Annotated in this window: 25 protein-coding genes and 1 other annotated feature; of the genes, 16 read left to right on the top strand and 9 right to left on the bottom strand. The window is 52.4% G+C overall.

The genetic code is table 11. From position 1 onward, the window contains the following. Positions 1-8: 8 nt before the first annotated feature. From yidC to QMN38_RS27205, 5 genes are all read right to left on the bottom strand, one after another. A complete protein-coding gene (yidC, locus tag QMN38_RS15370) occupies positions 9-1655 on the bottom strand; it encodes a membrane protein insertase YidC (RefSeq protein ID WP_048213774.1) in 1647 nt (548 codons plus the stop codon). Between the two features lie 2 nt (positions 1656-1657). Beyond that, positions 1658-1915, bottom strand: coding sequence for a membrane protein insertion efficiency factor YidD (gene yidD / locus QMN38_RS15375; RefSeq protein ID WP_003023846.1), 258 nt, complete (start codon positions 1913-1915; stop codon positions 1658-1660). Next, positions 1879-2238 carry a ribonuclease P protein component gene (gene rnpA / locus QMN38_RS15380; RefSeq protein ID WP_003844432.1) on the bottom strand — a complete coding sequence of 120 codons (360 nt, stop codon included), beginning with the start codon at positions 2236-2238 and terminating at the stop codon, positions 1879-1881. Before rnpA ends, yidD begins: the two co-directional genes overlap by 37 nt. Positions 2239-2255: 17 nt before the next feature. Beyond that, the gene (gene rpmH / locus QMN38_RS15385; RefSeq protein WP_003023858.1) at positions 2256-2396 is read right to left on the bottom strand and encodes a 50S ribosomal protein L34; all 141 of its coding nucleotides are present in this window, start codon (positions 2394-2396) and stop codon (positions 2256-2258) included. 228 nt (positions 2397-2624) lie between these two features. Further along, positions 2625-2780 (bottom strand): hypothetical protein, encoded by a 156-nt coding sequence (locus QMN38_RS27205; RefSeq protein WP_423244543.1) that lies wholly within the window; start codon positions 2778-2780, stop codon positions 2625-2627. A 222-nt stretch (positions 2781-3002) separates the two neighbouring features. On the opposite strand from QMN38_RS27205, the gene dnaA reads away from it, so the two are divergent. From dnaA to QMN38_RS15430, 9 genes are all read left to right on the top strand, one after another. Further along, entirely contained in the window at positions 3003-4406 is a 1404-nt protein-coding gene (gene dnaA / locus QMN38_RS15390; RefSeq protein WP_271449746.1) for a chromosomal replication initiator protein DnaA, read from the top strand. Between the two features lie 4 nt (positions 4407-4410). After that, on the top strand, positions 4411-5511 hold the full coding sequence (gene dnaN, locus QMN38_RS15395) for a DNA polymerase III subunit beta (RefSeq protein WP_137382192.1): 1101 nt from the start codon (positions 4411-4413) through the stop codon (positions 5509-5511). A gap of 138 nt (positions 5512-5649) precedes the next feature. Beyond that, entirely contained in the window at positions 5650-6723 is a 1074-nt protein-coding gene (gene recF, locus QMN38_RS15400; protein ID WP_271441438.1) for a DNA replication/repair protein RecF, read from the top strand. 28 nt (positions 6724-6751) lie between these two features. Beyond that, on the top strand, positions 6752-9166 hold the full coding sequence (gyrB, locus tag QMN38_RS15405) for a DNA topoisomerase (ATP-hydrolyzing) subunit B (protein WP_271441437.1): 2415 nt from the start codon (positions 6752-6754) through the stop codon (positions 9164-9166). Positions 9167-9376: 210 nt separating this feature from the next. Next, the gene (gene yidA, locus QMN38_RS15410) at positions 9377-10189 is read left to right on the top strand and encodes a sugar-phosphatase (protein ID WP_271441436.1); all 813 of its coding nucleotides are present in this window, start codon (positions 9377-9379) and stop codon (positions 10187-10189) included. A gap of 173 nt (positions 10190-10362) precedes the next feature. Then, entirely contained in the window at positions 10363-11373 is a 1011-nt protein-coding gene (locus QMN38_RS15415; protein WP_271449748.1) for a hypothetical protein, read from the top strand. A gap of 5 nt (positions 11374-11378) precedes the next feature. Then, on the top strand, positions 11379-12500 hold the full coding sequence (locus tag QMN38_RS15420) for a BamA/TamA family outer membrane protein (RefSeq protein ID WP_416348264.1): 1122 nt from the start codon (positions 11379-11381) through the stop codon (positions 12498-12500). Continuing rightward, positions 12497-13621, top strand: coding sequence for a DUF4056 domain-containing protein (locus tag QMN38_RS15425; RefSeq protein ID WP_323605300.1), 1125 nt, complete (start codon positions 12497-12499; stop codon positions 13619-13621). Before QMN38_RS15420 ends, QMN38_RS15425 begins: the two co-directional genes overlap by 4 nt. Before the next feature lie 64 nt (positions 13622-13685). Continuing rightward, the gene (locus tag QMN38_RS15430; RefSeq protein WP_323605301.1) at positions 13686-14912 is read left to right on the top strand and encodes a YidR family protein; all 1227 of its coding nucleotides are present in this window, start codon (positions 13686-13688) and stop codon (positions 14910-14912) included. Position 14913: 1 nt separating this feature from the next. On the opposite strand, the gene QMN38_RS15435 is transcribed toward QMN38_RS15430, so the two are convergent. Further along, positions 14914-15246, bottom strand: coding sequence for a YceK/YidQ family lipoprotein (locus tag QMN38_RS15435; RefSeq protein WP_323605355.1), 333 nt, complete (start codon positions 15244-15246; stop codon positions 14914-14916). 239 nt (positions 15247-15485) lie between these two features. Continuing rightward, positions 15486-15558: a sequence feature (ROSE (Repression Of Heat Shock gene Expression) occurs in the 5'-region of heat shock genes and acts as an RNA thermometer to modulate expression.), on the top strand. Between QMN38_RS15435 and ibpA the strand changes: the two genes are divergently transcribed. The 3 genes from ibpA to QMN38_RS15450 all read left to right on the top strand — a co-directional run bounded on the left by ibpA (position 15552) and on the right by QMN38_RS15450 (position 18274). Then, on the top strand, positions 15552-15965 hold the full coding sequence (gene ibpA / locus QMN38_RS15440; RefSeq protein WP_040231504.1) for a small heat shock chaperone IbpA: 414 nt from the start codon (positions 15552-15554) through the stop codon (positions 15963-15965). It overlaps the preceding feature by 7 nt. Positions 15966-16059: 94 nt before the next feature. Continuing rightward, positions 16060-16488, top strand: coding sequence for a small heat shock chaperone IbpB (gene ibpB / locus QMN38_RS15445; RefSeq protein ID WP_005121488.1), 429 nt, complete (start codon positions 16060-16062; stop codon positions 16486-16488). 124 nt (positions 16489-16612) lie between these two features. Beyond that, entirely contained in the window at positions 16613-18274 is a 1662-nt protein-coding gene (locus QMN38_RS15450) for a putative transporter (protein ID WP_137382182.1), read from the top strand. A 7-nt stretch (positions 18275-18281) separates the two neighbouring features. Here QMN38_RS15450 and QMN38_RS15455 read toward each other — a convergent pair whose 3' ends face one another. Then, a complete protein-coding gene (locus QMN38_RS15455; protein ID WP_323605302.1) occupies positions 18282-18419 on the bottom strand; it encodes a hypothetical protein in 138 nt (45 codons plus the stop codon). Between the two features lie 90 nt (positions 18420-18509). Between QMN38_RS15455 and QMN38_RS15460 the strand changes: the two genes are divergently transcribed. Genes QMN38_RS15460 through QMN38_RS15470 form a run of 3 tightly spaced genes read left to right on the top strand, consistent with a single transcriptional unit; the run spans position 18510 to position 19736 of the window. Then, complete coding sequence (locus QMN38_RS15460; RefSeq protein WP_005121491.1) at positions 18510-18857, top strand: YidH family protein; 348 nt, start codon at positions 18510-18512, stop codon at positions 18855-18857. Beyond that, positions 18847-19209, top strand: coding sequence for a DUF202 domain-containing protein (locus tag QMN38_RS15465; RefSeq protein WP_137382181.1), 363 nt, complete (start codon positions 18847-18849; stop codon positions 19207-19209). The genes QMN38_RS15460 and QMN38_RS15465 overlap by 11 nt, the downstream gene beginning before the upstream one ends. Continuing rightward, complete coding sequence (locus QMN38_RS15470; protein WP_323605303.1) at positions 19206-19736, top strand: radical SAM protein; 531 nt, start codon at positions 19206-19208, stop codon at positions 19734-19736. Before QMN38_RS15465 ends, QMN38_RS15470 begins: the two co-directional genes overlap by 4 nt. 12 nt (positions 19737-19748) lie before the next feature. Here QMN38_RS15470 and dsdA read toward each other — a convergent pair whose 3' ends face one another. Both dsdA and dsdX read right to left on the bottom strand, forming a co-directional pair. Beyond that, entirely contained in the window at positions 19749-21071 is a 1323-nt protein-coding gene (dsdA, locus tag QMN38_RS15475) for a D-serine ammonia-lyase (protein WP_323605304.1), read from the bottom strand. Positions 21072-21088: 17 nt separating this feature from the next. Beyond that, positions 21089-22426, bottom strand: a complete 1338-nt coding sequence (gene dsdX / locus QMN38_RS15480) for a D-serine transporter DsdX (RefSeq protein WP_323605305.1) — start codon at positions 22424-22426, stop codon at positions 21089-21091. 228 nt (positions 22427-22654) lie between these two features. On the opposite strand from dsdX, the gene dsdC reads away from it, so the two are divergent. Next, positions 22655-23581, top strand: a complete 927-nt coding sequence (dsdC, locus tag QMN38_RS15485; RefSeq protein ID WP_323605356.1) for a DNA-binding transcriptional regulator DsdC — start codon at positions 22655-22657, stop codon at positions 23579-23581. Positions 23582-23594 lie beyond the last annotated feature (13 nt).

The raw sequence follows: 23594 nt of genomic DNA on the forward strand, positions 1-23594 counted from the left end.
ACACCGAATCAGGAGTTTTTCTTCTCGCGGCTATGCAGGCCACGTTTCTCCAGACCACGGTAAATCAGCTGTTGCTGAATAATGGTTACCAGGTTGCTGACGATATAGTACAGCACCAGACCTGATGGGAACCACAGGAAGAACACGGTGAAAATGACCGGCATAAAGGTCATGATCTTCTGCTGCATCGGGTCGGTCACGGTGGTCGGAGACATCTTCTGGATGAAGAACATCGTCACGCCCATCAGGATCGGCAGGATGTAGTACGGGTCCTGTGCAGACAGGTCATGGATCCACAGTGCGAACGGCGCATGGCGCAGTTCAATGGAGCCCATCAGCATGTAGTACAACGCCAGGAAGATTGGCATCTGGATGATCAGCGGGAAGCAGCCACCCAGCGGGTTAACCTTCTCAGCTTTGTACAGGGCCATCATTTCCTGGCTCTGACGCTGTTTGTCATCGCCCAGACGCTCACGCATTGCCTGAATCTTCGGCTGCAGCATACGCATCTTCGCCATGGAGGTGTACTGCGCTTTGGTCAGCGGGTACATGATGCCACGAACGATAAAGGTGATAACGATGATGGAGAAGCCCCAGTTACCCAGGAAGCTATGGATCCATTTCAGCAGTTTGAACAGCGGCTGAGAGATAAACCACAACCAGCCGTAATCCACGGTCAGATCCAGGTGCGGTGCAACGGCCGCCATTTTATCCTGAATTTCCGGGCCGACCCATAGGGTGCTGGTCATCGCGCCAGTCTGACCTGGCTGTACCAGTACCGGCTGAGATTTATAACCGATAGCGGCAATGCCATTACCCAGGTTAGCGGTGTAGAAATTATTGGTGCCGTCGTTACGCGGAACCCATGCCGTTGCGAAATACTGTTGCAGCATTGCAACCCAGCCGTCTTTAGCATTGACGTTCAGGTTTTCGTTATCAGCAATGGTGTCGAATTTGTATTTCTCATACTTCTCATCAGGCGTGGAGTACGCTGCGCCACGGAAGGTATGCAGTGCAAAGTTGCTGCTACCGGTGTCGCGATGAGAGGGCAGATTGATGGATTGCTTCAACTGACCAAAGGTGGAGACTTCCAGCGGTTTCTCGCCGGCGTTCTGCACGCTGTAGTTAACGTTGACAGCATATTCACCACGTTTGAGGACAAACGTCTTCGTGAATGTGTTACCCGCTGCGTCAGTATAGGTCATCGGGATCTGCAGTTCGTTCTGACCATCAGCCAGTACAAAGGCGTCTTTTTCGACGTTGTACAGCGGACGCGGGCCGTTAGCCGGGTTATCCGGGCCGTCACGACCTGTCAGGCCACTTTGTGCCTGGTAGATGAACTGTGGCGTGGTTTCCAGTAACTGGAACGGTTCGGTTGAACCCAGTTCTTTCGGGTACGCTGGCAGTGAAGCCTGTTCCACATCACCACCACGGGTGTTGATGGTCAGATCAAGCACGTCAGTTTTAACCGTAATCAGTTTCCCCTGGCCACTGGCCGGTACGCCCTGGTCGGCGGCGCTACCCGCTGCGGTGGTCGTTGTCTGCGTGGTCTGTTGGGCCTGAGGTTGCGGATTTTTATCCTGCTCCCAAGCTTGCCAGATCATGAAAGACACGAACAGCAAAGCGATGACTAAAAGATTGCGTTGCGAATCCATCGTTAGTGTTCTCTGGTATCAAATGGTCCGGGCGGGACGGGATCGTCACCACCAGGGTGTAAAGGGTGGCATTTTAATACGCGTTTCACCGTCAACCAACTGCCTTTTATCACTCCAAACCTGCGCAATGCCTCAATTCCGTAGCTCGAACAGGTTGGAGTGAAACGGCAATGCGGCCCAAGCAGCGGACTGATAAGGCGTTGATAGACCCGAATGAGGGCTATCAGGACCCGCGAGCCAGGCGACAATGGCGACGCCATAATTTTTCCAACGCTTCCGAGAGAGCACGGTTATCGAGGTCGGCAACCCCTTTTTTCGCCACCACCACGAAATCCATTGCTGGAAGCTCGTGCTGACGTAAACGAAAGCTTTCACGCGTCAGACGTTTAATCCGATTACGTTCATGCGCACGTTTAACATTTTTCTTGGCGACTGTAAGACCGATACGGGGATGCCCCAGCGAATTCAGGCGGCCGAGGATGGTGATTTGCGGCGTGCCAGCCCGTTGTGGCTGCTGGAAGACGAATGTGAAATGAGTGGGAGTTAACAAACGTAACTCCCTGGGAAATGCGAGCTTAACCACTCAGGGGCTAGCTTTTATTACTTAGAAACGGTCAGACGAGAACGGCCTTTAGCACGACGACGTGCCAGAACCTGACGACCATTTTTATTTGCCATACGAGCACGGAAGCCGTGAGAACGGTTGCGCTTCAGTACAGACGGTTGAAAAGTGCGTTTCATGGCGATTTCTACCTAAACTTGAATAAATTCACTGACTTTTGCGTATACCCGAACGAATTTCGAACGACTTACGCCACAGTGTGGGTGATTAAAGAGGCCGGATTGTAATAATTGTACACTCCGGAGTCAATTCTCTTTCCTTATATCCCGTTTTTTTTCACGTGGTTTTGTGTAAAAAACAGGCAGCGTTGACGCCGTAAGGCGACCGTTACTCGCTGGGGGTAAGAATTATACGGGCTGGTGGATAAAGCGCAAGGATCGCTCGGGATCTTTATTAGATCGTTTAAGCAGTAAAGCATCTTTACTCATTAATTTTTTCAATATGCGCGCGAAAACCTGCAGCACTTCTCCAGGATCGTTTACACTTAGCCGATTCTGGATCATCCTGTGGATAAATCGGGAAGAATCTGTGAGAAACAGAAGATCTCTTTCTCAGTTTACGCTATGATCCGCGGTCCTGATCGTTTCATTGGATCCTGATCGGGTAAAAATTGCAGATAGCAATTCGCACGTCACCCTTTGCATAGGGTCTTGTCGATGTGCGTCAACAATCATGAATGTTTCAGCCTTTGTCATTTATCGACTTTTGTTCGAGTGGAGTCCGCCGTGTCACTTTCGCTTTGGCAGCAGTGTCTTGCCCGATTGCAGGATGAGTTACCAGCCACAGAATTCAGTATGTGGATACGCCCGTTGCAGGCGGAACTGAGCGATAACACGCTGGCTTTGTATGCGCCAAACCGTTTTGTGCTCGATTGGGTAAGGGATAAATACCTCAATAATATTAATGGATTGCTGAATAGTTTCTGCGGAGCAGATGCCCCACAGCTGCGTTTTGAGGTTGGCACTAAACCTGTCACGCAAACGCTGAAGACGCCGGTGAATAACATCGTTACACCTGCGCATGTGGCTCAACAAGTGCAACCGCAACGAGTCGCTCCGGCGGCGCGTCCCGGCTGGGATAACGTACCAGCCCCGGCAGAACCTACCTATCGCTCTAACGTCAACGTCAAACATACGTTTGATAACTTCGTTGAAGGTAAATCTAACCAACTGGCGCGCGCGGCGGCACGTCAGGTGGCGGACAATCCTGGCGGCGCCTACAATCCGTTATTCCTTTATGGTGGTACAGGTCTGGGTAAAACCCACCTGCTGCACGCTGTAGGTAACGGTATTATGGCGCGTAAGCCGAACGCAAAAGTGGTATATATGCACTCCGAGCGTTTTGTGCAGGACATGGTTAAAGCCCTGCAAAACAATGCGATCGAAGAGTTTAAACGCTATTACCGTTCCGTTGATGCGTTGCTGATTGACGATATTCAATTCTTTGCCAATAAAGAACGTTCGCAGGAAGAATTTTTCCACACCTTTAATGCCCTGCTGGAAGGTAATCAGCAGATCATCCTGACATCGGATCGCTATCCGAAGGAGATCAACGGCGTTGAAGATCGTCTGAAATCCCGCTTCGGCTGGGGGCTGACCGTCGCGATCGAACCGCCTGAACTGGAGACGCGCGTAGCGATCCTGATGAAAAAAGCAGATGAAAACGACATTCGTCTGCCGGGTGAGGTGGCGTTCTTTATTGCCAAGCGCCTACGCTCTAACGTGCGTGAACTGGAAGGCGCACTGAACCGCGTGATCGCCAACGCTAACTTTACTGGCCGGGCGATTACTATCGATTTCGTGCGTGAAGCGCTGCGCGATTTGCTGGCATTGCAGGAAAAACTGGTCACCATCGACAATATTCAAAAGACGGTGGCGGAGTATTACAAAATCAAAATTGCGGATCTGCTTTCTAAGCGTCGATCTCGCTCGGTAGCTCGTCCGCGCCAGATGGCGATGGCGCTGGCAAAAGAGCTCACTAACCACAGTCTGCCGGAAATTGGCGATGCGTTTGGTGGGCGTGACCATACTACCGTGCTTCATGCCTGTCGCAAGATTGAGCAGTTGCGTGAAGAAAGCCATGATATTAAAGAAGATTTCTCCAATTTAATCAGAACATTATCTTCGTGACGCTATGAAATTTACCGTTGAACGTGAACATTTATTAAAACCGCTTCAGCAGGTCAGCGGCCCGCTGGGTGGTCGTCCTACACTGCCGATCCTCGGAAACCTGTTGCTACAGGTTGCGGATGGAACGCTTTCTCTGACCGGTACCGATCTCGAAATGGAGATGGTGGCACGCGTGGCGCTGATCCAGGCTCATGAGCCTGGTGCAACCACCGTTCCGGCGCGTAAATTCTTCGACATTTGTCGTGGGTTGCCGGAAGGTGCGGAAATTGCCGTTCAACTGGAAGGCGACCGTATGCTGGTGCGTTCTGGCCGCAGCCGTTTCTCGCTGTCCACATTACCTGCTGCTGACTTTCCGAATCTGGATGACTGGCAGAGCGAAGTCGAATTCACCTTGCCGCAGGCAACGATGAAGCGTCTGATTGAAGCCACGCAGTTCTCAATGGCGCATCAGGACGTGCGTTATTACTTAAACGGTATGTTGTTTGAAACTGAAGGCGAAGAGCTGCGTACCGTGGCGACCGATGGTCACCGTCTGGCTGTTTGTTCTATGCCGGTTGGTCAGTCTCTGCCTAACCATTCGGTGATCGTACCGCGTAAAGGTGTGATTGAATTGATGCGTATGCTCGACGGTGGCGACAACCCGCTGCGTGTGCAGATCGGCAGCAATAACATTCGCGCACACGTGGGCGATTTCATCTTTACCTCCAAACTGGTGGATGGCCGCTTCCCGGATTACCGTCGTGTACTGCCGAAGAACCCGGACAAACATCTGGAGGCGGGCTGCGATATTCTCAAACAGGCGTTTGCCCGAGCGGCAATTCTTTCTAACGAGAAATTCCGCGGCGTGCGTCTGTATGTCAGTGAAAATCAGCTCAAAATCACGGCCAACAACCCGGAACAGGAAGAGGCGGAAGAGATCCTCGACGTCACCTATCCGGGCACTGAACTGGAAATCGGTTTTAACGTCAGCTACGTGCTGGACGTACTTAATGCGCTGAAGTGCGAAAATGTGCGCATTATGCTGACCGATTCCGTATCCAGCGTACAGATTGAAGATGCAGCGTCACAATCCGCAGCCTATGTCGTCATGCCTATGCGCTTGTAAAGAATATCGGGCTATCTTACTTGTTATTCTGGCTCCGGGCAGTGCTCGCAATCCTCACGTACTTCAGTACGCTCCGGTTGCTGTGCGCTGGCCGTAACCAGACTAACTGCGACGATAACGCCCTGGTTATGAGTTGATATGTCGCTATCCCGACTACTAATCAAAGACTTCCGCAATATCGAAAACGCGGATCTCGCTTTATCTCCCGGCTTTAACTTCCTGGTTGGCGCGAACGGCAGCGGCAAAACCAGTGTGCTGGAAGCCATCTATACACTCGGCCATGGCCGGGCGTTTCGCAGTTTGCAGATTGGCCGTGTGATTCGCCACGAGCAGGAATCGTTTGTCCTCCACGGGCGTTTACAGGGTGAGGAACGCGAGACCTCGATTGGTCTGACGAAAGACAAACAGGGCGACAGTAAAGTACGCATTGATGGCACTGACGGGCATAAGGTCGCAGAACTGGCGCACCTGATGCCGATGCAGCTGATAACGCCTGAAGGGTTTACTTTACTCAACGGCGGCCCCAAATACAGAAGAGCATTCCTTGACTGGGGATGCTTTCACAATGAAGCCGGATTTTTCACCGCCTGGAGCAACCTGAAGCGACTGCTCAAGCAGCGCAATGCGGCACTGCGCCAGGTGAGTCGTTATGAGCAACTGCGCCCGTGGGATAGAGAACTTATCCCGCTGGCGGAACAAATCAGCACCTGGCGCGCGGAGTACAGCGCGGGTATCGCGCAGGATATGGCAGATACCTGCCAGCAGTTTCTTCCCGAATTCTCTCTCTCGTTCTCTTTCCAGCGTGGCTGGGAGAAGGAGACAGATTATGCTGAGGTGCTGGAACGCAGTTTTGAACGCGACCGCATGTTGACCTACACCGCGCACGGCCCGCACAAGGCGGATTTCCGCATTCGCGCCGACGGTGCGCCGGTGGAAGACACGTTGTCGCGTGGGCAGTTAAAACTGCTAATGTGCGCCTTACGACTGGCGCAAGGGGAGTTCCTGACCCGTGAAAGCGGACGGCGCTGCCTGTACCTGATAGATGATTTTGCCTCTGAACTGGATGATGCGCGTCGCGGGCTGCTGGCCAGCCGCTTAAAAGCCACGCAATCTCAGGTCTTTGTCAGCGCAATCAGCGCTGAACACGTTATAGACATGTCCGATGAAAATTCGAAGATGTTTACCGTGGAAAAGGGTAAAATAACGGATTAACCCAAGATAAAATGAGCGAGAAACGTTGATGTCGAATTCTTATGACTCCTCCAGTATCAAAGTCCTGAAAGGGCTGGATGCGGTGCGTAAGCGCCCGGGTATGTATATCGGCGACACGGATGACGGCACCGGTCTGCACCACATGGTATTCGAGGTGGTAGATAACGCTATCGACGAAGCGCTCGCGGGTCACTGTAAAGATATCGTTGTGACGATTCACGCTGACAACTCCGTGTCCGTTACCGATGATGGCCGTGGTATCCCAACCGGTATCCACCCGGAAGAGGGCGTTTCGGCGGCAGAAGTTATCATGACCGTTCTGCATGCAGGCGGTAAGTTCGATGATAACTCTTATAAAGTGTCTGGTGGTCTGCACGGCGTAGGTGTATCCGTCGTTAACGCCCTGTCGCAAAAACTGGAGCTGGTGATTCGTCGTGAAGGCAAAGTGCATCAGCAAACTTACGTGCACGGTGTGCCACAAGCACCGCTGGCGGTAACCGGTGAAACAGAATTGACGGGTACCCAGGTTCGTTTCTGGCCAAGCCACGAAACCTTCACTAATGTCGTTGAGTTCGAATACGACATTCTGGCGAAGCGTCTGCGCGAGCTGTCCTTCCTGAACTCCGGCGTATCCATCCGCCTGCGCGACAAGCGCGACGGCAAAGAAGACCATTTCCATTACGAAGGTGGTATTAAGGCATTTGTTGAGTATCTCAACAAAAATAAAACGCCGATCCACCCAAATATCTTCTATTTCTCCACCGAAAAAGACGGTATTGGCGTTGAAGTTGCGCTGCAGTGGAACGATGGCTTCCAGGAAAATATCTACTGCTTTACCAACAATATTCCGCAGCGTGACGGCGGTACTCACCTTGCAGGCTTCCGTGCGGCGATGACCCGTACTCTGAATGCCTACATGGACAAAGAAGGTTACAGCAAAAAAGCGAAAGTTAGCGCCACCGGTGACGACGCCCGTGAAGGCCTGATTGCCGTCGTATCGGTAAAAGTACCGGATCCGAAATTCTCCTCTCAGACCAAAGACAAACTGGTTTCTTCAGAGGTGAAATCGGCGGTAGAACAGCAGATGAACGAACTGCTGAGCGAATACCTGCTTGAGAACCCGTCTGACGCCAAAATCGTTGTCGGCAAAATTATTGACGCTGCGCGTGCGCGTGAAGCGGCTCGTCGTGCCCGTGAAATGACCCGTCGTAAAGGCGCGCTGGACTTAGCAGGTCTGCCGGGCAAACTGGCTGACTGTCAGGAACGTGACCCGGCACTGTCTGAACTGTACCTTGTGGAAGGGGACTCTGCGGGCGGTTCTGCGAAGCAGGGCCGTAACCGTAAGAATCAGGCGATCCTCCCGCTGAAGGGTAAAATCCTCAACGTTGAGAAAGCGCGTTTCGACAAGATGCTCTCTTCCCAGGAAGTGGCGACGCTGATCACCGCGCTGGGCTGTGGTATTGGCCGGGACGAGTACAACCCGGATAAACTGCGTTATCACAGCATCATTATCATGACCGATGCGGATGTCGACGGCTCGCATATCCGTACGCTGCTGTTGACCTTCTTCTATCGCCAGATGCCAGAAATCGTGGAACGCGGTCACGTCTACATTGCGCAGCCGCCGCTGTACAAAGTGAAAAAAGGCAAGCAGGAACAGTATATTAAAGACGATGAAGCGATGGATCAGTACCAGATCTCCATCGCTCTGGATGGTGCAACGCTGCATACCAACGCCAATGCGCCGGCCCTTTCCGGTGAGTCGTTAGAAAAACTGGTTTCTGAGTACAATGCGACGCAGAAAATGATCGGCCGTATGGAACGCCGCTTCCCGAAAACGCTGCTGAAAGAGTTGGTTTATCAGCCAACGTTGACAGAAGCCGACTTGGCGAGCGAGCAGACCGTTACCCGTTGGGTTAATGCGCTGGTGACGGAACTGAATGAAAATGAACAGCACGGTAGCCTGTGGAAGTTCGACATTCAGGAAAACACTGAACAAGGGCTGTTCGAACCGATTATTCGCGTGCGTACGCACGGCGTGGATACCGATTACGCACTGGACCACGAGTTTGTGACCGGCGGCGAATATCGCCGTATCTGCACGCTGGGTGAGAAACTGCGTGGCCTGATCGAAGACGATGCGTTTATCGAACGTGGCGAGCGTCGTCAGCCGGTGGCCAGCTTCGAGCAGGCACTGGACTGGCTGGTGAAAGAGTCCCGTCGCGGCCTCGCTATTCAGCGCTATAAAGGTCTGGGTGAGATGAACCCGGAACAGCTGTGGGAAACCACCATGGATCCGGAAAGCCGCCGTATGCTGCGCGTTACTGTGAAGGATGCGATTGCGGCTGACCAACTTTTCACCACCCTGATGGGTGATGCTGTTGAACCGCGTCGTGCATTTATCGAAGAAAACGCCCTGAAAGCGGCGAATATCGATATTTAAGCCAATCTGTAGGCCGGATAAGGCGGTTTACGCCGTCATCCGGCAAGACGTTGTATTGTGCCTGATGGCGCGTTGCTTATCAGGCCTACAAACGGCAACCCATCTACAAAAAGGGGAATCCCGATTCCCCTTTCTATCCCCCTTTTCGTAGCTGTTTTTTGAGCGGAATCGCGTTAGCATGAGGACGGACTCATTTAATCCGGGGAACTCATGGCTATCAAACTTATTGCTATCGACATGGATGGCACACTTCTGCTGCCCGATCACACCATTTCACCTGCGGTCAAAACGGCCATTGCCGCGGCGCGCGCGCGAGGTGTGAATGTGGTGCTGACCACGGGGCGCCCGTATGCTGGCGTCCACAGCTATCTGAAAGAACTGCATATGGAACAACCCGGTGATTACTGCATTACCTACAATGGTGCACTGGTGCAGAAAGCCGGAGACGGAAGTACCGTCGCGCAAACCGCGCTGAGCTATGATGATTACCGTTTCCTGGAGCAACTCTCCAGGGAGGTCGGCTCGCATTTCCACGCACTCGATCGCAATACGCTGTATACCGCCAACCGTGACATCAGTTACTACACGGTACATGAGTCTTTCGTCGCGACCATCCCACTGGTGTTCTGTGAAGCAGAGAAAATGGACCCGGCGACCCAGTTCCTGAAAGTGATGATGATTGATGAACCAGAGATCCTCGATAAAGCTATCTCGCGTATTCCAGCAGAGGTAAAAGAGAAGTACACCGTGCTGAAAAGTGCGCCGTACTTCCTCGAAATTCTGGATAAACGCGTCAATAAAGGGACGGGCGTAAAATCACTGGCCGATGCGCTGGGAATTAAAGCTGAAGAGATTATGGCGATTGGCGATCAGGAAAATGATATCGCGATGATCGAATACGCAGGCGTAGGTGTTGCAATGGATAATGCTATTTCGTCGGTGAAAGAAGTGGCTAACTTCGTGACGAAATCCAATCTTGAAGACGGCGTTGCCTGGGCAATTGAGAAATACGTTCTCTCCTGATACACGTTGTGCCTGGCTTCGGCCAGGCATAGAACATTAAGAATGTTATAAAAATCATGTTTGTATTATCAGATGTGAAATCGCACATTAATCCCCCCACTTAGCACGTAACTTCTATACTCTCCCCCCTTCTTTTATATTCGGGCGATTCCTGCCTGCAACTATGTTTCCTTATGACTAACACACGCATCCGCCTGGTGTTGATGACGTCTTCCTGTTTGGCTTTTCAAGCCTGGGCTGCGACGGATTCTGGCTCAACATTGACACCGCTGTATGACTATCAGGACGATGGTCAGGCTACTTCTTTGCCAACAAAACCCGCGGCTAAACCAACCGCAAGCCACTCTGTTTTGCCGTTTTTAGGTGAGGAGGCACGTAAACGTGGCTACGACCTGCCTGAGCCGTTTGGCGTGAATATTAACTACATGAATATCAGGCAAAATATTAATGTAGACAGTATTAATTTCAACGGTCTTTCCCTGCGCGGTCACTCATTGGATAACGCGTTTAAAATCAACGTTGGCAATACCCGAGAGAGAAGTAAAACCGAAACCTTAAAACTGGATGCCTGGCTACTGCCTTTTATGAACGTCTATGGCCTGATTGGCTATACCGACGGGCACTCTGTTTCGCAGATAGGTGTAGGAGTCAAAGGACCACGTAAATACCGCACACCAGCTAATTTGCAGAATCTGGCATTTCAGCTCGACTTTAAAGGTACAACCTACGGTGTAGGAACGACTCTGGTTGGCGGAGTGGGCAACTGGTTTACGGCTTTTGATGCCAACTATACGCAAACGCAGTTCGATATCCTTGATGGCAGTATTAATGCCTTTACCGTCTCTCCGCGTGTAGGTTATCGCTTTACCACTCCCGGCGTGGAGGCCCTGCACATGCCATCCGGCAAGTTAAATCTGTGGGTGGGCAGCATGTATCAGGATGTGCAGCAAGAATTTAGCGGCAGCCTGAACGATCTCACAATGCCTTCTGCAGCACTGCAAAAAATGGTGGATATTGCGAACAAGGATGGCAATGGTCGCTTCGATGTTAAACAGCACCTGCAATCACCCTGGAATGTGCTGGTAGGCGCGCAATATGAGTTGACCCGCAACTTTAATATCACCACCGAAATTGGCTTTGCCGATCGTAATAGCTTCTTTGCTGCGGGAGAGTATCGTTTTTGACGCGCATCGGCCTGATTCTGTTTTTCTGCCTGTTTGCCGGATACGTTCAGTCGGCGCTGCCGACCCGTAACGAGGTTGACGGCTGGCTGAATAAACTGGGCGCCAGCGATAACTTTAACGCCAGTAAAGGTATCGACTGGGGAGTGATGCCTGGGCCGTTTTATACCCCGGAACTGGGGTTGGGGATCGGTACGGCGGTGGTGGGGATGTATCGACCCGATCCGAACGATACGGTGAGTCAAAACTCGACGCTGACGCTGAGCGGTTACTTTAGCTCGACGGGGGCTTTCGGCATCACGATGCAAAATTATGCTTTTTTCGCCGACGATCGCTGGCGTTTCTTTCTTAATGGCGCATTAACAGATACCCCAACCTACTACTGGGGACAGGGTTTTAGCGCTGGAGATAAAGATAGCCAAAAACAGCAATATACCGCTCAGGTCCTGGATTTGCGTCCAACGCTATACCGGCGGTTAGCACCTAACATCTATCTGGGACTCGGCTGGTCGCTGAATACTCAGCATGCTGCGCAAATGGACGACAACGACCCTCCGAAAATTGAAAACACGCCGCAGGGGGCATCGGTTCTCAGTTCCGGGAGCAGCGTAGAATTGAGTTGGGACGATCGTGATTTCGTCCCTAATCCGCGTAAAGGACAGTATGCCGATGTACGCTACACCCGCTTTAATCCGGAGGTGGGGAGTGATACCCGGTTTGATGAATACCAGTTGCATTACAGTCGTTACCACTCGCTGGACGATAAAAACGTGCTGGCATGGGAGGCGGATGGCACGTTTACCCAGGGATCAGTGCCGTGGAGCATGATGCCGCTGCTCGGTAGCAATCAACGCATGCGCGGTTATTACGAAGGGCGCTATCGGGATAAGAATGTCGTTAGCGGACAACTTGAGTATCGCCGCAAGCTCGATTGGCGGCACGGCGTGGTCGGTTGGCTGGGCGCAGGTACTATGGGGCCATCATTTAGTGCGCTGGACGACGGACGTTGGCTGCCCTCGGCAGGAGTCGGTTATCGCTTTGAATTCAAGCCACGCGTCAACGTACGCCTGGATTATGGCATCGGCAAAGGCAGCAGCGGTTTCTATTTTCAGGTTGGAGAGGCATTTTGAGCAGGTTGCTGAAAACCACGTCGTTACTGGCATTACTTCTCGCAGGCAGTGCTGGGGCGGTATTACCGGTGGCATTAGATCTGGCTCCGCAGGCAACAGCGAGGGCAACCACCGCGTGGCCTGCTATGCCGCCACAGCCACTGCCTAAAGGGTTACGTCCTTGCTGTGCATTTGGCTACAACTTGCATGCGGAATTTCTGGGCATGCCGGTACCGTTTTATCAGCTGGATAACGTGGTCCCGGCAGGCCACCTTGGATTGCATCAGTACAACGATAGCATGCTGGCCGGGCTGGAAAACCTGAGCGGTTTAAGCCGTGAGAATAACGGTATTCTCTATACCGCCCGTGGCGGTTTTATTGATACCGCCCACGTTCGTGATACCGCTGATATGACGGTCTATATCTTTAGTCAGATCCTGCCGAAACTGGGGCAGGCTTTTACGCTCGATCTGGATACCGAACTGGCCCAGCGCCGGTTGGTGTTTAATGCCTTTACACCACCAACCGATCCAGTCGCGCGATATACGCTGGCAGCCTGGCTGGCCGCTCATCTGGCTTTTCAGGTCGCGGAGTGGCATGAAATTGCGCAATGGTACGGTTTTGAGTCTGTTCCCGGATTTTCTGAAGGTGTTTCTGCTTTTTCGCCAGAAGATCTTTACTCCAACCTGCTTGGTGCCCGCCTGGCGGTGTCACTGATTCTGGAGGGGCAAACGGTTTCTCAGGGGGTTTACGAGGTGGCGATGGGAACGGCGCTTCGGCAGGCACTTGTCCATCTTGGCGCTCAGTCGCCGGAACTCACCCGTTTCCATTTCGATATGCTGGACGGTCGCTGGTGGAACAGTCGGCGTCGGGTGCCGGAAAAATATCTGGTACTGCGGCGTAACTATCAGATGGGGGATAATCGTTTGCCGACACGCGTGCCCGGCGAGCAGGCTGTTCTGCAGCGACTGGCGCTGCCGCACCACTGGCAGGGCGTTGATCTTAATGCTGTCGGAGAGCTGCAACTGTGGCCGGGTACAGCAATGGAGCGGTTACCGCCGCCCATTCGTTACTACACCTTCGAGGACTTCCCTACTTTGGCAGTGAACGCTCAGCAAGCTGATGCGCTTGCGGCCCGCTAAAGGCTTATGGGATACGTGCTGTGCGTGGTAAAAAGGAGCAGTATTTTTTGTCCGGGACACTGCCATGAAACAAATCACCTTTGCAGCGCGTAATCATCAACTTACCAATATCAACACCTGGACACCGGACAGCCAGTGGCTGGTCTATGATGTGCGTCCTTCCGGCGCGTCATTTACGGGTGAAACCATTGAGCGAGTGAATGTGCAGGATGGTGAGGTTGACGTCATTTACCGTGCTACACAAGGCGCACATGTCGGCGTGGTGACCGTTCATCCTAAGTCTGAGCAGTATGTCTTTATTCATGGGCCAGAAAACCCAGATGAAACATGGTATTATGACTTTCATCATCGCCGTGGTGTGATTGCAACCCAGAGCGCAGTGGCGAATCTGGATGCGATGGATATTACCGCGCCATATACCCCAGGCGCGCTGCGTGGCGGTAGTCATGTGCATGTCTTTAGTCCGAACGGTGAGTTTGTTAGCTTCACCTACAACGACCATGTGCTGCATGAGCGTTCTCCGACACTGGATTTACGTAACGTTGGCGTGGCTGTTCCCTATGGCCCGGTGACTGTGTCAGCAGATCATCCGCGTGAGTACAGCGGTAGCCACTGGTGTGTGCTGGTCAGTCAGACTACACCGGAACCCAAACCGGGCAGCGATGAGATTAACCGGGCTTATGAAGAGGGTTGGGTAGGAAATCATACGCTGGCCTTTATCGGCGATACGTTGTCTGTCAGTGGCGAAAAAGTACCGGAACTGTTTATCGTTGATTTGCCACGCAATGAAAGTGGCTGGAAACAGCCTGGCGATGCGCCTCTGGAGGGAACGGAAGCAACAATGCCTGCGCCACCAGCCGGCATCGTTCAACGACGCCTGACGTTTACTCACGCTCGCGCCTTCCCGGGGCTGGTGAATCAACCGCGCCATTGGGTACGCAGTAATCCAAAGGCATCCGAAATTGCGTTTCTGATGCGCGATGACAACGGTATCGTGCAGTTATGGCTCATTACCGTGCAAGGGGGGGAGCCGCGTCAACTAACCCGTAGCGCCACGGATATTCAGTCGGCATTCAACTGGCATCCGTCGGGTCGATGGTTGGGATTTGTGCTGGAAAACCGAATTGCCTGCTGCGATGCGCAGACGGGAGAGATTGAATTTTTAACGACCAGCCATGGCAACCCACCTTCAGCAGATGCGATTGTCTTCTCTCCTGATGGCCGACAGGTTGCCTGGATGGAAGACGTCGACGGTTTCCGCCAGCTATGGGTGACAGAAACCGGACGTTAACTTAAGGCGCAGGCATTTGAGCTGGGGGGATAATGGCGTTGGTGGCTTGCGTTTTTTCCTCGCTCTTTTCTACGCGGGATCGGACCGAGTTATCTTTGCGAAAGAGATCCCACGGGAGCAGTACCGTATCCAGAACCGCAGTAAAAGGCATATCCAGAATAGCCAACGACTTTGTTCCCCAGTTCGTATCGCTATCGCCAATCATTGTGGCGCTGGCACGGGTGCCTGGATAGGTCCCTTCTTTCCCTCCGGTATGTGACATCACGCTGGAGCAGCCGCTTATAAAAACCATCCCGCTGCACATCATCAGTGTTAACACCATTTTTTTTATCATCATTATTTCATCTGCTAATCATCGTGTTTGCATGGTGAGTTAAAGCGATCCGTTGCGAAAATAACATCACCATCTTGTCGCAATGTGGCGGCAATCGCGATTTAACGATAACGACTGCTCCCCCCAGTGTATGCAATAGACAACAAACTGCAAAAAAAGTCAGAGGAGTACGCTTGAAAAGTTTGTATTAAGACCCATTTTTAGGGTGTAGACAAATGAAGGGCATGCCTGATGGGTGTCCTGGCTACCTGACCTGTCCAAGATGGAAGGTCCAACATTCTCGCTGATTTCAGGAGCTATTGATTATGCGTAACTTTGATTTATCCCCGCTATACCGTTCTGCTATTGGATTTGATCGTCTGTTTAACCTGTTGGAAAACAACCAGGGCCAAAGCAATGGTGGCTACCCTCCGTACAACGTTGAGCTGGTAGACGAAAACCATTACCGCATTGCAATTGCCGTTGCGGGCTTTGCTGAAAGCGAGCTGGAAATTACCGCTCAGGATAATTTGCTGGTGGTGAAAGGCGCGCATGCGGACGAGCAAAAAGAACGTACTTACCTGTACCAGGGTATTGCCGAACGCAACTTCGAACGCAAGTTCCAGTTAGCGGAGAACATCCACGTTCGCGGCGCAAACCTGGTAAACGGTCTGCTGTATATCGAGCTTGAGCGCGTGATTCCTGAAGCGAACAAACCGCGCCGCATCGAAATCAACTAATTTATCTGTCGGGCCGCTTGCGCGGCCCCGCTAAGCACAGGCTTGCCGTCAGGGAGCCGAAAGGTACTTACTCGCTTCTTAGAAGGAGAATATTATGCGTAACTACGATTTATCCCCACTGCTGCGTCAATGGATCGGTTTTGACAAACTGGCCAATGCATTACAAAACGCCGGTGAAAGCCAAAGCTTCCCACCCTATAACATCGAAAAGAGCGATGATAACCACTACCGCATTACCCTTGCGTTAGCCGGTTTCCGCCAGGAAGATTTGGATATTCAACTGGAAGGCACGCGTCTGACCGTAAAAGGTACGCCGCAGCAGCCGGAAAAAGAGACCAAATGGTTGCATCAGGGGCTGGTCACTCAATCATTCAGCCTGAGCTTTACGCTGGCTGAAAATATGGAAGTCTCCGGCGCAAGCTTCACCAATGGCTTGCTGCATATTGATTTGACCCGTAATGAGCCTGAAACCATTGCTCCACAACGTATCGCCATCAGCGAACGTCCCGCATTAAATAGCTAAATAGCTCCAAGCCTTTGCCCCGCCAGAAATGACGGGGCTTTTTTGTGCTTTACCACCCATACATTGCGCCTGTACTCTGCGAGAATCCATTTACTTAATGATGTTATTCACAGGGAACAGAAGAATGAGTGATATAGCATTGACGGTCAGCGTTCTGGCATTGGTGGCGGTTGTCGGGTTATGGATCGGCAACATAAAAGTACGGGGCGTTGGTTTTGGCATCGGAGGCGTGCTGTTTGGCGGTATTATCGTCGGACACTTTGTCGATCAGGCAGGGATGACCCTGAGCGGCGATATGCTGCATTTTATTCAGGAATTTGGCCTGATACTCTTCGTCTATACCATCGGCATCCAGGTCGGGCCGGGTTTCTTTGCCTCACTGCGTGTTTCGGGACTGCGTCTGAACCTGTTTGCAGTGCTGATCGTAATTATCGGGGGGCTGGTCACCGCGCTTTTGCATAAGATCTTCGCGATTCCGCTGCCCGTGGTGCTGGGGATCTTCTCCGGCGCGGTCACCAATACACCTGCGCTGGGTGCCGGGCAGCAAATTCTGCGCGATCTGGGTACGCCGGGGGATGTAGTCGATCAGATGGGGATGAGCTATGCCATGGCTTATCCTTTCGGTATTTGCGGTATTTTGCTCACGATGTGGCTGATGCGCCTCATTTTCCGCGTGAACGTCGAGTCCGAAGCTCAGCAGCATGAATCAACGCTGACCAATGGTCATACGCTGATTCAGACGATGAACATTCGTGTTGAAAACCCGAACCTCAATAATATGGCGATTCAGGATGTCCCTATTCTGAACAGCGACAAAATCATCTGTTCACGCCTGAAGCGAGATGAAACGTTAATGGTGCCGTCGCCGGGGACGATTATCCAGATGGGCGATTTGCTCCACCTGGTCGGACAGCCAGGCGATCTGCATAATGCGAAGGTGGTGATTGGGCAGGAAGTGGACACTTCACTGTCAACGCGGGGCACGGATTTGCGCGTTGAACGTGTCGTTGTGACCAACGAACAGGTACTTGGCAAGCGGATCCGCGACCTGCACTTTAAAGAACGTTACGACGTGGTGATTTCCCGTCTGAACCGCGCGGGCGTTGAACTGGTCGCCAGCAGCGATGCCAGCCTGCAATTTGGCGATATCCTGAATCTGGTGGGGCGACCTTCGTCGATTGATGCCGTTGCCAATGTTGTGGGTAACGCACAGCAAAAACTGCAGCAGGTGCAGATGTTGCCGGTGTTTATCGGGATCGGGCTTGGGGTTTTGTTGGGTTCAATCCCGCTGTTTATCCCCGGTTTCCCGGTGGCATTAAAACTGGGGTTGGCCGGTGGACCACTGATTATGGCGCTGATTTTGGGGCGTATTGGCAGTATCGGTAAGCTGTACTGGTTTATGCCTCCCAGCGCGAACCTGGCGTTGCGTGAGCTAGGTATTGTGCTCTTTCTCGCGGTGGTTGGGCTGAAATCCGGCGGCGATTTTGTGAATACGCTGACGCAGGGCGACGGTCTGAGCTGGGTGGGCTACGGTATTTTTATTACCGCCATTCCACTGATTACTGTCGGTTTACTGGCTCGTATCTTTGCAAAAATGAACTATCTGACGCTGTGCGGCATGCTGGCAGGGTCGATGACGGACCCTCCTGCGCTGGCATTCGCTAACAACCTGCACGCCACCAGTGGCGCAGCAGCGCTCTCCTACGCCACCGTTTATCCGTTGGTGATGTTCCTGCGCATTATTACTCCGCAACTGCTGGCGGTGCTCTTCTGGGGATTAGGTTAAAACTGACCTATCCAGCCAGCATATCCAGGAATGCCTGATGCGCTGCGCTTATCAGGCCTACATCTACATCGTTCACTGTAGGCCGGATAAGACGCCAGTCGCCATCCGGCATTACAAAGCACATCTCTCTTTTCCATTGTCTCATCACATTACGCTCCCTTTCGTTTGCGAATCAGGTTCATACTCCTTCCCTGTTCCGGTATAACGACCAGACAATAATATTGAAGGAGTCGTCATGAAGATTTCCCGCCTTGGGGAAGCGCCGGATTACCGCTTCTCACTGGCAAATGAGCGTACGTTTCTGGCGTGGATCCGCACTGCGCTGGGTTTTCTGGCGGCGGGCGTTGGTCTTGATCAACTGGCCCCGGACTTTGCTACGCCGGTCATCCGTGAGGCACTTGCTTTGTTGCTGTGTCTGTTTGCAGGGGGGCTGGCGATCTACGGTTATCTGCGCTGGTTGCGAAATGAAAAGGCGATGCGTCTGAAAGAGGACATGCCGTACACCAACAGCCTGCTGATTATCAGCGTTATGTTGACGCTTGTGGCGGTGATTGTTATGGCGCTGGTGCTGTATGCCGGATAGTCGTAAGGCTCGTCGCCAGTCCGATCCTGGTCTACAACCGGAACGGACATCGCTGGCCTGGTTTCGTACGTTGCTAGGCTATGGTGCACTGATGGCGCTGGCGATTAAGCATAACTGGCATCAGGCGGGAGCGTTATTCTGGGTTTCGATAGCTGTGCTGGCAATTGTGGCGATTATTCTCTGGCGCTACACCCGCAGCCGTAACCTGATGGATGTTACGCATAGCGATTTTTCTGAATCTCGCGCGGTGCGTGACAAATTTATGATCTCCCTCGCGGTGTTATCCCTTGCAATACTGTTTGCTGTAACACACGTTCGCCAACTTATCGTATATATCGGGAATTTTGCATGACAGTATGTGAGGACATGGATGTTAGTGAGGGTATTTTAAAGGTGGTGATTGATCACCAGAAGAGTTTACAACCTATTGAACTGTACCGTGATTTACGACAAGGAGATGTTCGTCTCATACAGTTTATCCCTCTGATGAAGCGCGATGAAGCAGGCAACCTGACGGCTGAATCTGTCACACCAGAAGGGTGGGGGCAGTTTTTAAATACGATATTTGATATCTGGGTTCGTGAAGATATTAATCGGGTATCTATTCAGCTTTTTGATAAAACGCTGCGTCGATGGTGTGGACTGGCGGTACAAATGGAACGGCAATCGACCTCACCGCAGAGCGCGCGCTGCCGGTCATGTTCCTTATCGCAATTTTACCGTGGTGATTGCCCGGTGCATGGGGATATTCACGGGGAAAACGTGCTGTGTGCGGGATATCAGGCCTTCTTTGAACACTCATCACCCCATATGCGCGTCATGCGCGATCTGATTAAACAGCATCGCTCACCAATGGAGCTGATGGCGATGCTGCGTTGAGATCAGCGGGGGTTAGCGTCCTTTTGCCAGGTATTGCGCCATTTCGGCCTCCGGCACCATACCGCCGCCGGTCGCCCATACCAGATGAGTGGCGTTTTTGAGCTGTTCGGCACTGAATCCATGCATCTGCTGGTAATCCGCGGAGGCACAAACGTGCTGCGGGCCAGCCATGCCAGCCAGTGCTGACGGCTCAAGACGAATATCTTCTTCCTGCGCCAGCCAGCCCAGCATGTCATACATGGTCTGGTCTTCCAGCGTGTACAGACCGTCGAGCAGACGTTCCATCGCCCGGCCTACAAAGCCCGATGCGCGACCGACTGCCAGCCCATCTGCCGCCGTCAGGTTGTCGATGCCGATATCCTGCACGGAAATCGTGTCGTGCAGTCCGGTGTAAATCCCCAACAGCATGCACGGTGAATGAGTCGGCTCTGCGAAGAAGCAATGAACGTTGTCACCGAATGCCAGCTTCAGACCAAATGCCACCCCGCCAGGGCCACCACCCACACCGCACGGCAAGTAAACAAACAGTGGATGGTCAGCATCTACCACACGTCCCTGCTGGGCAAACTGGGCCTTCAGGCGCTGTCCGGCAACCGCATAACCTAAAAACAGCGTGCGAGAGTTTTCATCGTCGATAAAGAAACAGTTCGGATCGGACTCTGCCGCCTTACGCCCTTGTTCAACTGCCACACCGTAATCTTCTTCGTACTCCACAACGGTAACGCCGTGGCTGCGCAGCTTAGCCTTTTTCCATGCGCGCGCGTCGGCAGACATGTGTACCGTCACCTTAAAGCCGATGCGGGCGCTCATGATGCCGATAGACATCCCCAGGTTGCCGGTTGAACCTACCGCGATGCTGTACTGGCTAAAGAACTGTTTGAACTCGGGCGAAAGCAGCATGCTGTAATCATCATTTGTCGTCAGCAGACCTGCTTTCAGTGCCAGTTTTTCGGCGTGTGTCAGTACTTCATAAATACCGCCACGGGCTTTGATTGAGCCAGAAATTGGCAGATGGCTGTCTTTTTTCAGCAGCAGCTCGCCGTGGATAGGCTGCTCGTACTCTTGTTCCAGCCGTTTTTGCATCGCCGGGATGGTGGCCAACTCAGATTCAATAATGCCGCCAGTGGCCTCGGTTTCCGGAAAGGCTTTTGCCAGGTACGGCGCGAAGCGCGTCAGACGGGCGTGGGCGTCCTGAACGTCGTGCTCAGTCAGGCCAACATACGGTAAACCTTCCGCAAGAGAGGTGGTGCCAGGGTTAAACCAGGTCGTTTCCTTGAGAGCGACCAGATCTTCCACTAAAGGATACTGGGCGATAAGTGTTTGAATGTTTTCCATAGTCAGTCTCGTTGCGCTTAGATAATAAAGGAAAGCAGGAATGTGCACGCCAGTGCAATAACGGACGCGATAAATGTCGCGGTCGTATAGTATTTGAATGTCTCATTCAGAGTGGCTCCGCAGTACTGCTTCACCAGCCAGAAGAGGGAATCTGTAACGATTGTGCAGCCAATTGCACCAGAACCGATGGCAATAGCGATGATCTCCGGGCTGACGTTCGGGTAAAGCGGTAGCATAGGGGCCACAATCGCTGTCGCACCCATCATGGCAACTGTGGCTGAACCCACTGCAGCATGCAGGATCAGTGCTACCAGCCATGCCAGCAGAATCGGGTGCATGTGCATATTCGAGAGGATCAGCGCGAGGGTATCCGCCAGCCCACTGCTTTTCAGGATAGCGTTGAATGCGCCGCCTGCGCCGATAATCAACAGAATATTGGCTATGGAGCCAAAACCATTTTCGGTATGCGTCAGTAGCGTGCCCATGCCGATATGCTGACGCAAACCGAGGATGTAATAGGCCACGAAAACGGCGATAAACATCGCGGTGATTGGGTTACCAATAAACTCCAGCAGCGTATAAACCGCGCTGCCTTTCGCCATATTCAGCTCAGCGACGGTCTTCATCAGCATCAGGCCAATCGGCAGCAGCACGGTAAACAGCGTAGCACCGAGCGATGGCAGTGTACTTTCGTCGCGAACCTTCAGGTCGGAAAACTCAGTCGGGACGGGTTTAAATGGCAGACGGTTGCCGAGAAATTTCAGGTATAGCGGCCCGCCGATAAGCGAAGCCATTAAGCCCACGAGTAAACCATAAACAATTACGGTGCCAATATCCGCGCCCAGCTTGTTGGCCACGAACAGGGCGGCAGGATGTGGCGGTACCACGCAATGTACAGCCATCAGCGCAGTACACAGCGGGATCGCCAGTTTCAGCAGTGAGGTGTTGGTTTTTTTAGCAATAGAAAAAGCCAGTGGGATCAACAGCACCACGCCGACTTCGACAAACAGCGTGATGCCGCAAATCAACCCGACCAGTACCATAATGACGTCAGCCGAAAGCCAGCGACAACGCTGCAACGTCAGACCGATGCGTTCCGCCGCGCCGGATACTTCCATCATTTTGCCGAGAATGGTACCAAGACCGATAACGGCAGCGAGAAAGCCCAGCGTACCGCCGATGCCACTCTCAATGGCGTTGACCATATCCAGCGGCCCCATGCCCATCATGGTACCCACGAAGAAGCTGGCTAACAGCAGCGCCAGAAACGGGTGAAATTTAAACTTCACGATGGTCAAAACGATTAACACGATACTTATCAGCAGCGTGCTCACAACCCAGATTTGAGAGTGCATAACTCACCTTGCCCTGTGATTAATATAGGGGTATTGGACAAAAATAAGGCACAGTCTGACAAACGATAAAAATCCCCTTTCACATGAGCCAGATTAAATCAAATGAGTGATTTACATCTAATTACGCATTATTTATGCGATATGGTTCACCTTGATTCATCTTTATGCTGATTTTTACAGCGGTTTTTTTTACACTCCGGCGAATAATTCAGGATGAAAGAGGTGAATATGGACCCCCTTCGTGAAGTCAGAAATCGGCTGCTCAATGGTTGGCAACTCTCAAAACTGTATACCTTTGAAGTGGCGGCCAGGCATCAGTCGTTTGCGCTGGCGGCAGACGAACTTTCCCTAAGCCCCAGCGCCGTCAGCCACCGTATTAATCAGCTTGAAGAAGAGTTGGGGATTCAGCTGTTTGTTCGCTCTCACCGCAAAGTGGAGCTCACTCACGAAGGTAAACGGGTGTTCTGGGCGTTGAAATCGTCGCTGGATACGCTGAATCAGGAAATCCTCGATATCAAAAACCAGGAACTTTCCGGGACGCTCACTGTGTACTCACGCCCCTCCATCGCACAGTGCTGGCTGGTTCCGGCGCTCGGTGACTTTACCCGTCGCTATCCGTCGATTTCTCTGACCATGCTGACCGGGAATGACAACGTCAATTTGCAACGTGCCGGGGTTGATCTGGCCATTTATTTTGACGATGCTCCCTCTGCACAGCTCACGCACCATTTCCTGATGGATGAAGAGATCCTGCCGGTATGCAGCCCGGACTATGCCCGTCGTTATGACCTTACGGGGTCGTTAGTGAATCTGCCGCACTGCACGTTGTTGCACGATAGACAGGCATGGAGCAACGACTCCGGGACCGATGAATGGCACAGTTGGGCGCAGCATTTTGCCATGAATTTGCCGACATCATCAGGTATCGGCTTCGATCGTTCTGATTTAGCGGTCATTGCGGCGATGAACCATATCGGCGTAGCGATGGGACGAAAGAGACTGGTACAAAAGCGCCTCGACAGCGGGGAACTGGTCGCGCCTTTCGGTGATATGGCGCTGAAATGCCATCAACACTATTACATCACCACGTTGCCTGGCAGGCAGTGGCCAAAAATCGAGGCATTTATTGGCTGGCTGCAGGAGCAGGTTAAATAAGCGGGCCGCGAAT

Source organism: Citrobacter sp. R-1.5.2, assembly GCF_035064245.1.
Taxonomy (GTDB): Bacteria; Pseudomonadota; Gammaproteobacteria; order Enterobacterales; family Enterobacteriaceae; genus Citrobacter.

Bases quoted from the DNA above. Each gene is read 5' to 3' on its own strand.
- yidC (WP_048213774.1), bottom strand. From the start codon at position 1,655: ATGGATTCGCAACGCAATCTTTTAGTCATCGCTTTGCTGTTCGTGTCT.
- yidD (WP_003023846.1), bottom strand. From the start codon at position 1,915: ATGGCGTCGCCATTGTCGCCTGGCTCGCGGGTCCTGATAGCCCTCATT.
- rpmH (WP_003023858.1), bottom strand. From the start codon at position 2,396: ATGAAACGCACTTTTCAACCGTCTGTACTGAAGCGCAACCGTTCTCAC.
- QMN38_RS27205 (WP_423244543.1), bottom strand. From the start codon at position 2,780: ATGATCCAGAATCGGCTAAGTGTAAACGATCCTGGAGAAGTGCTGCAG.
- dnaN (WP_137382192.1), top strand. From the start codon at position 4,411: ATGAAATTTACCGTTGAACGTGAACATTTATTAAAACCGCTTCAGCAG.
- recF (WP_271441438.1), top strand. From the start codon at position 5,650: ATGTCGCTATCCCGACTACTAATCAAAGACTTCCGCAATATCGAAAAC.
- gyrB (WP_271441437.1), top strand. From the start codon at position 6,752: ATGTCGAATTCTTATGACTCCTCCAGTATCAAAGTCCTGAAAGGGCTG.
- yidA (WP_271441436.1), top strand. From the start codon at position 9,377: ATGGCTATCAAACTTATTGCTATCGACATGGATGGCACACTTCTGCTG.
- QMN38_RS15415 (WP_271449748.1), top strand. From the start codon at position 10,363: ATGACTAACACACGCATCCGCCTGGTGTTGATGACGTCTTCCTGTTTG.
- QMN38_RS15430 (WP_323605301.1), top strand. From the start codon at position 13,686: ATGAAACAAATCACCTTTGCAGCGCGTAATCATCAACTTACCAATATC.
- QMN38_RS15435 (WP_323605355.1), bottom strand. From the start codon at position 15,246: ATGATAAAAAAAATGGTGTTAACACTGATGATGTGCAGCGGGATGGTT.
- ibpA (WP_040231504.1), top strand. From the start codon at position 15,552: ATGCGTAACTTTGATTTATCCCCGCTATACCGTTCTGCTATTGGATTT.
- ibpB (WP_005121488.1), top strand. From the start codon at position 16,060: ATGCGTAACTACGATTTATCCCCACTGCTGCGTCAATGGATCGGTTTT.
- QMN38_RS15450 (WP_137382182.1), top strand. From the start codon at position 16,613: ATGAGTGATATAGCATTGACGGTCAGCGTTCTGGCATTGGTGGCGGTT.
- QMN38_RS15455 (WP_323605302.1), bottom strand. From the start codon at position 18,419: ATGAGACAATGGAAAAGAGAGATGTGCTTTGTAATGCCGGATGGCGAC.
- QMN38_RS15460 (WP_005121491.1), top strand. From the start codon at position 18,510: ATGAAGATTTCCCGCCTTGGGGAAGCGCCGGATTACCGCTTCTCACTG.
- QMN38_RS15465 (WP_137382181.1), top strand. From the start codon at position 18,847: ATGCCGGATAGTCGTAAGGCTCGTCGCCAGTCCGATCCTGGTCTACAA.
- QMN38_RS15470 (WP_323605303.1), top strand. From the start codon at position 19,206: ATGACAGTATGTGAGGACATGGATGTTAGTGAGGGTATTTTAAAGGTG.
- dsdA (WP_323605304.1), bottom strand. From the start codon at position 21,071: ATGGAAAACATTCAAACACTTATCGCCCAGTATCCTTTAGTGGAAGAT.
- dsdX (WP_323605305.1), bottom strand. From the start codon at position 22,426: ATGCACTCTCAAATCTGGGTTGTGAGCACGCTGCTGATAAGTATCGTG.
- dsdC (WP_323605356.1), top strand. From the start codon at position 22,655: ATGGACCCCCTTCGTGAAGTCAGAAATCGGCTGCTCAATGGTTGGCAA.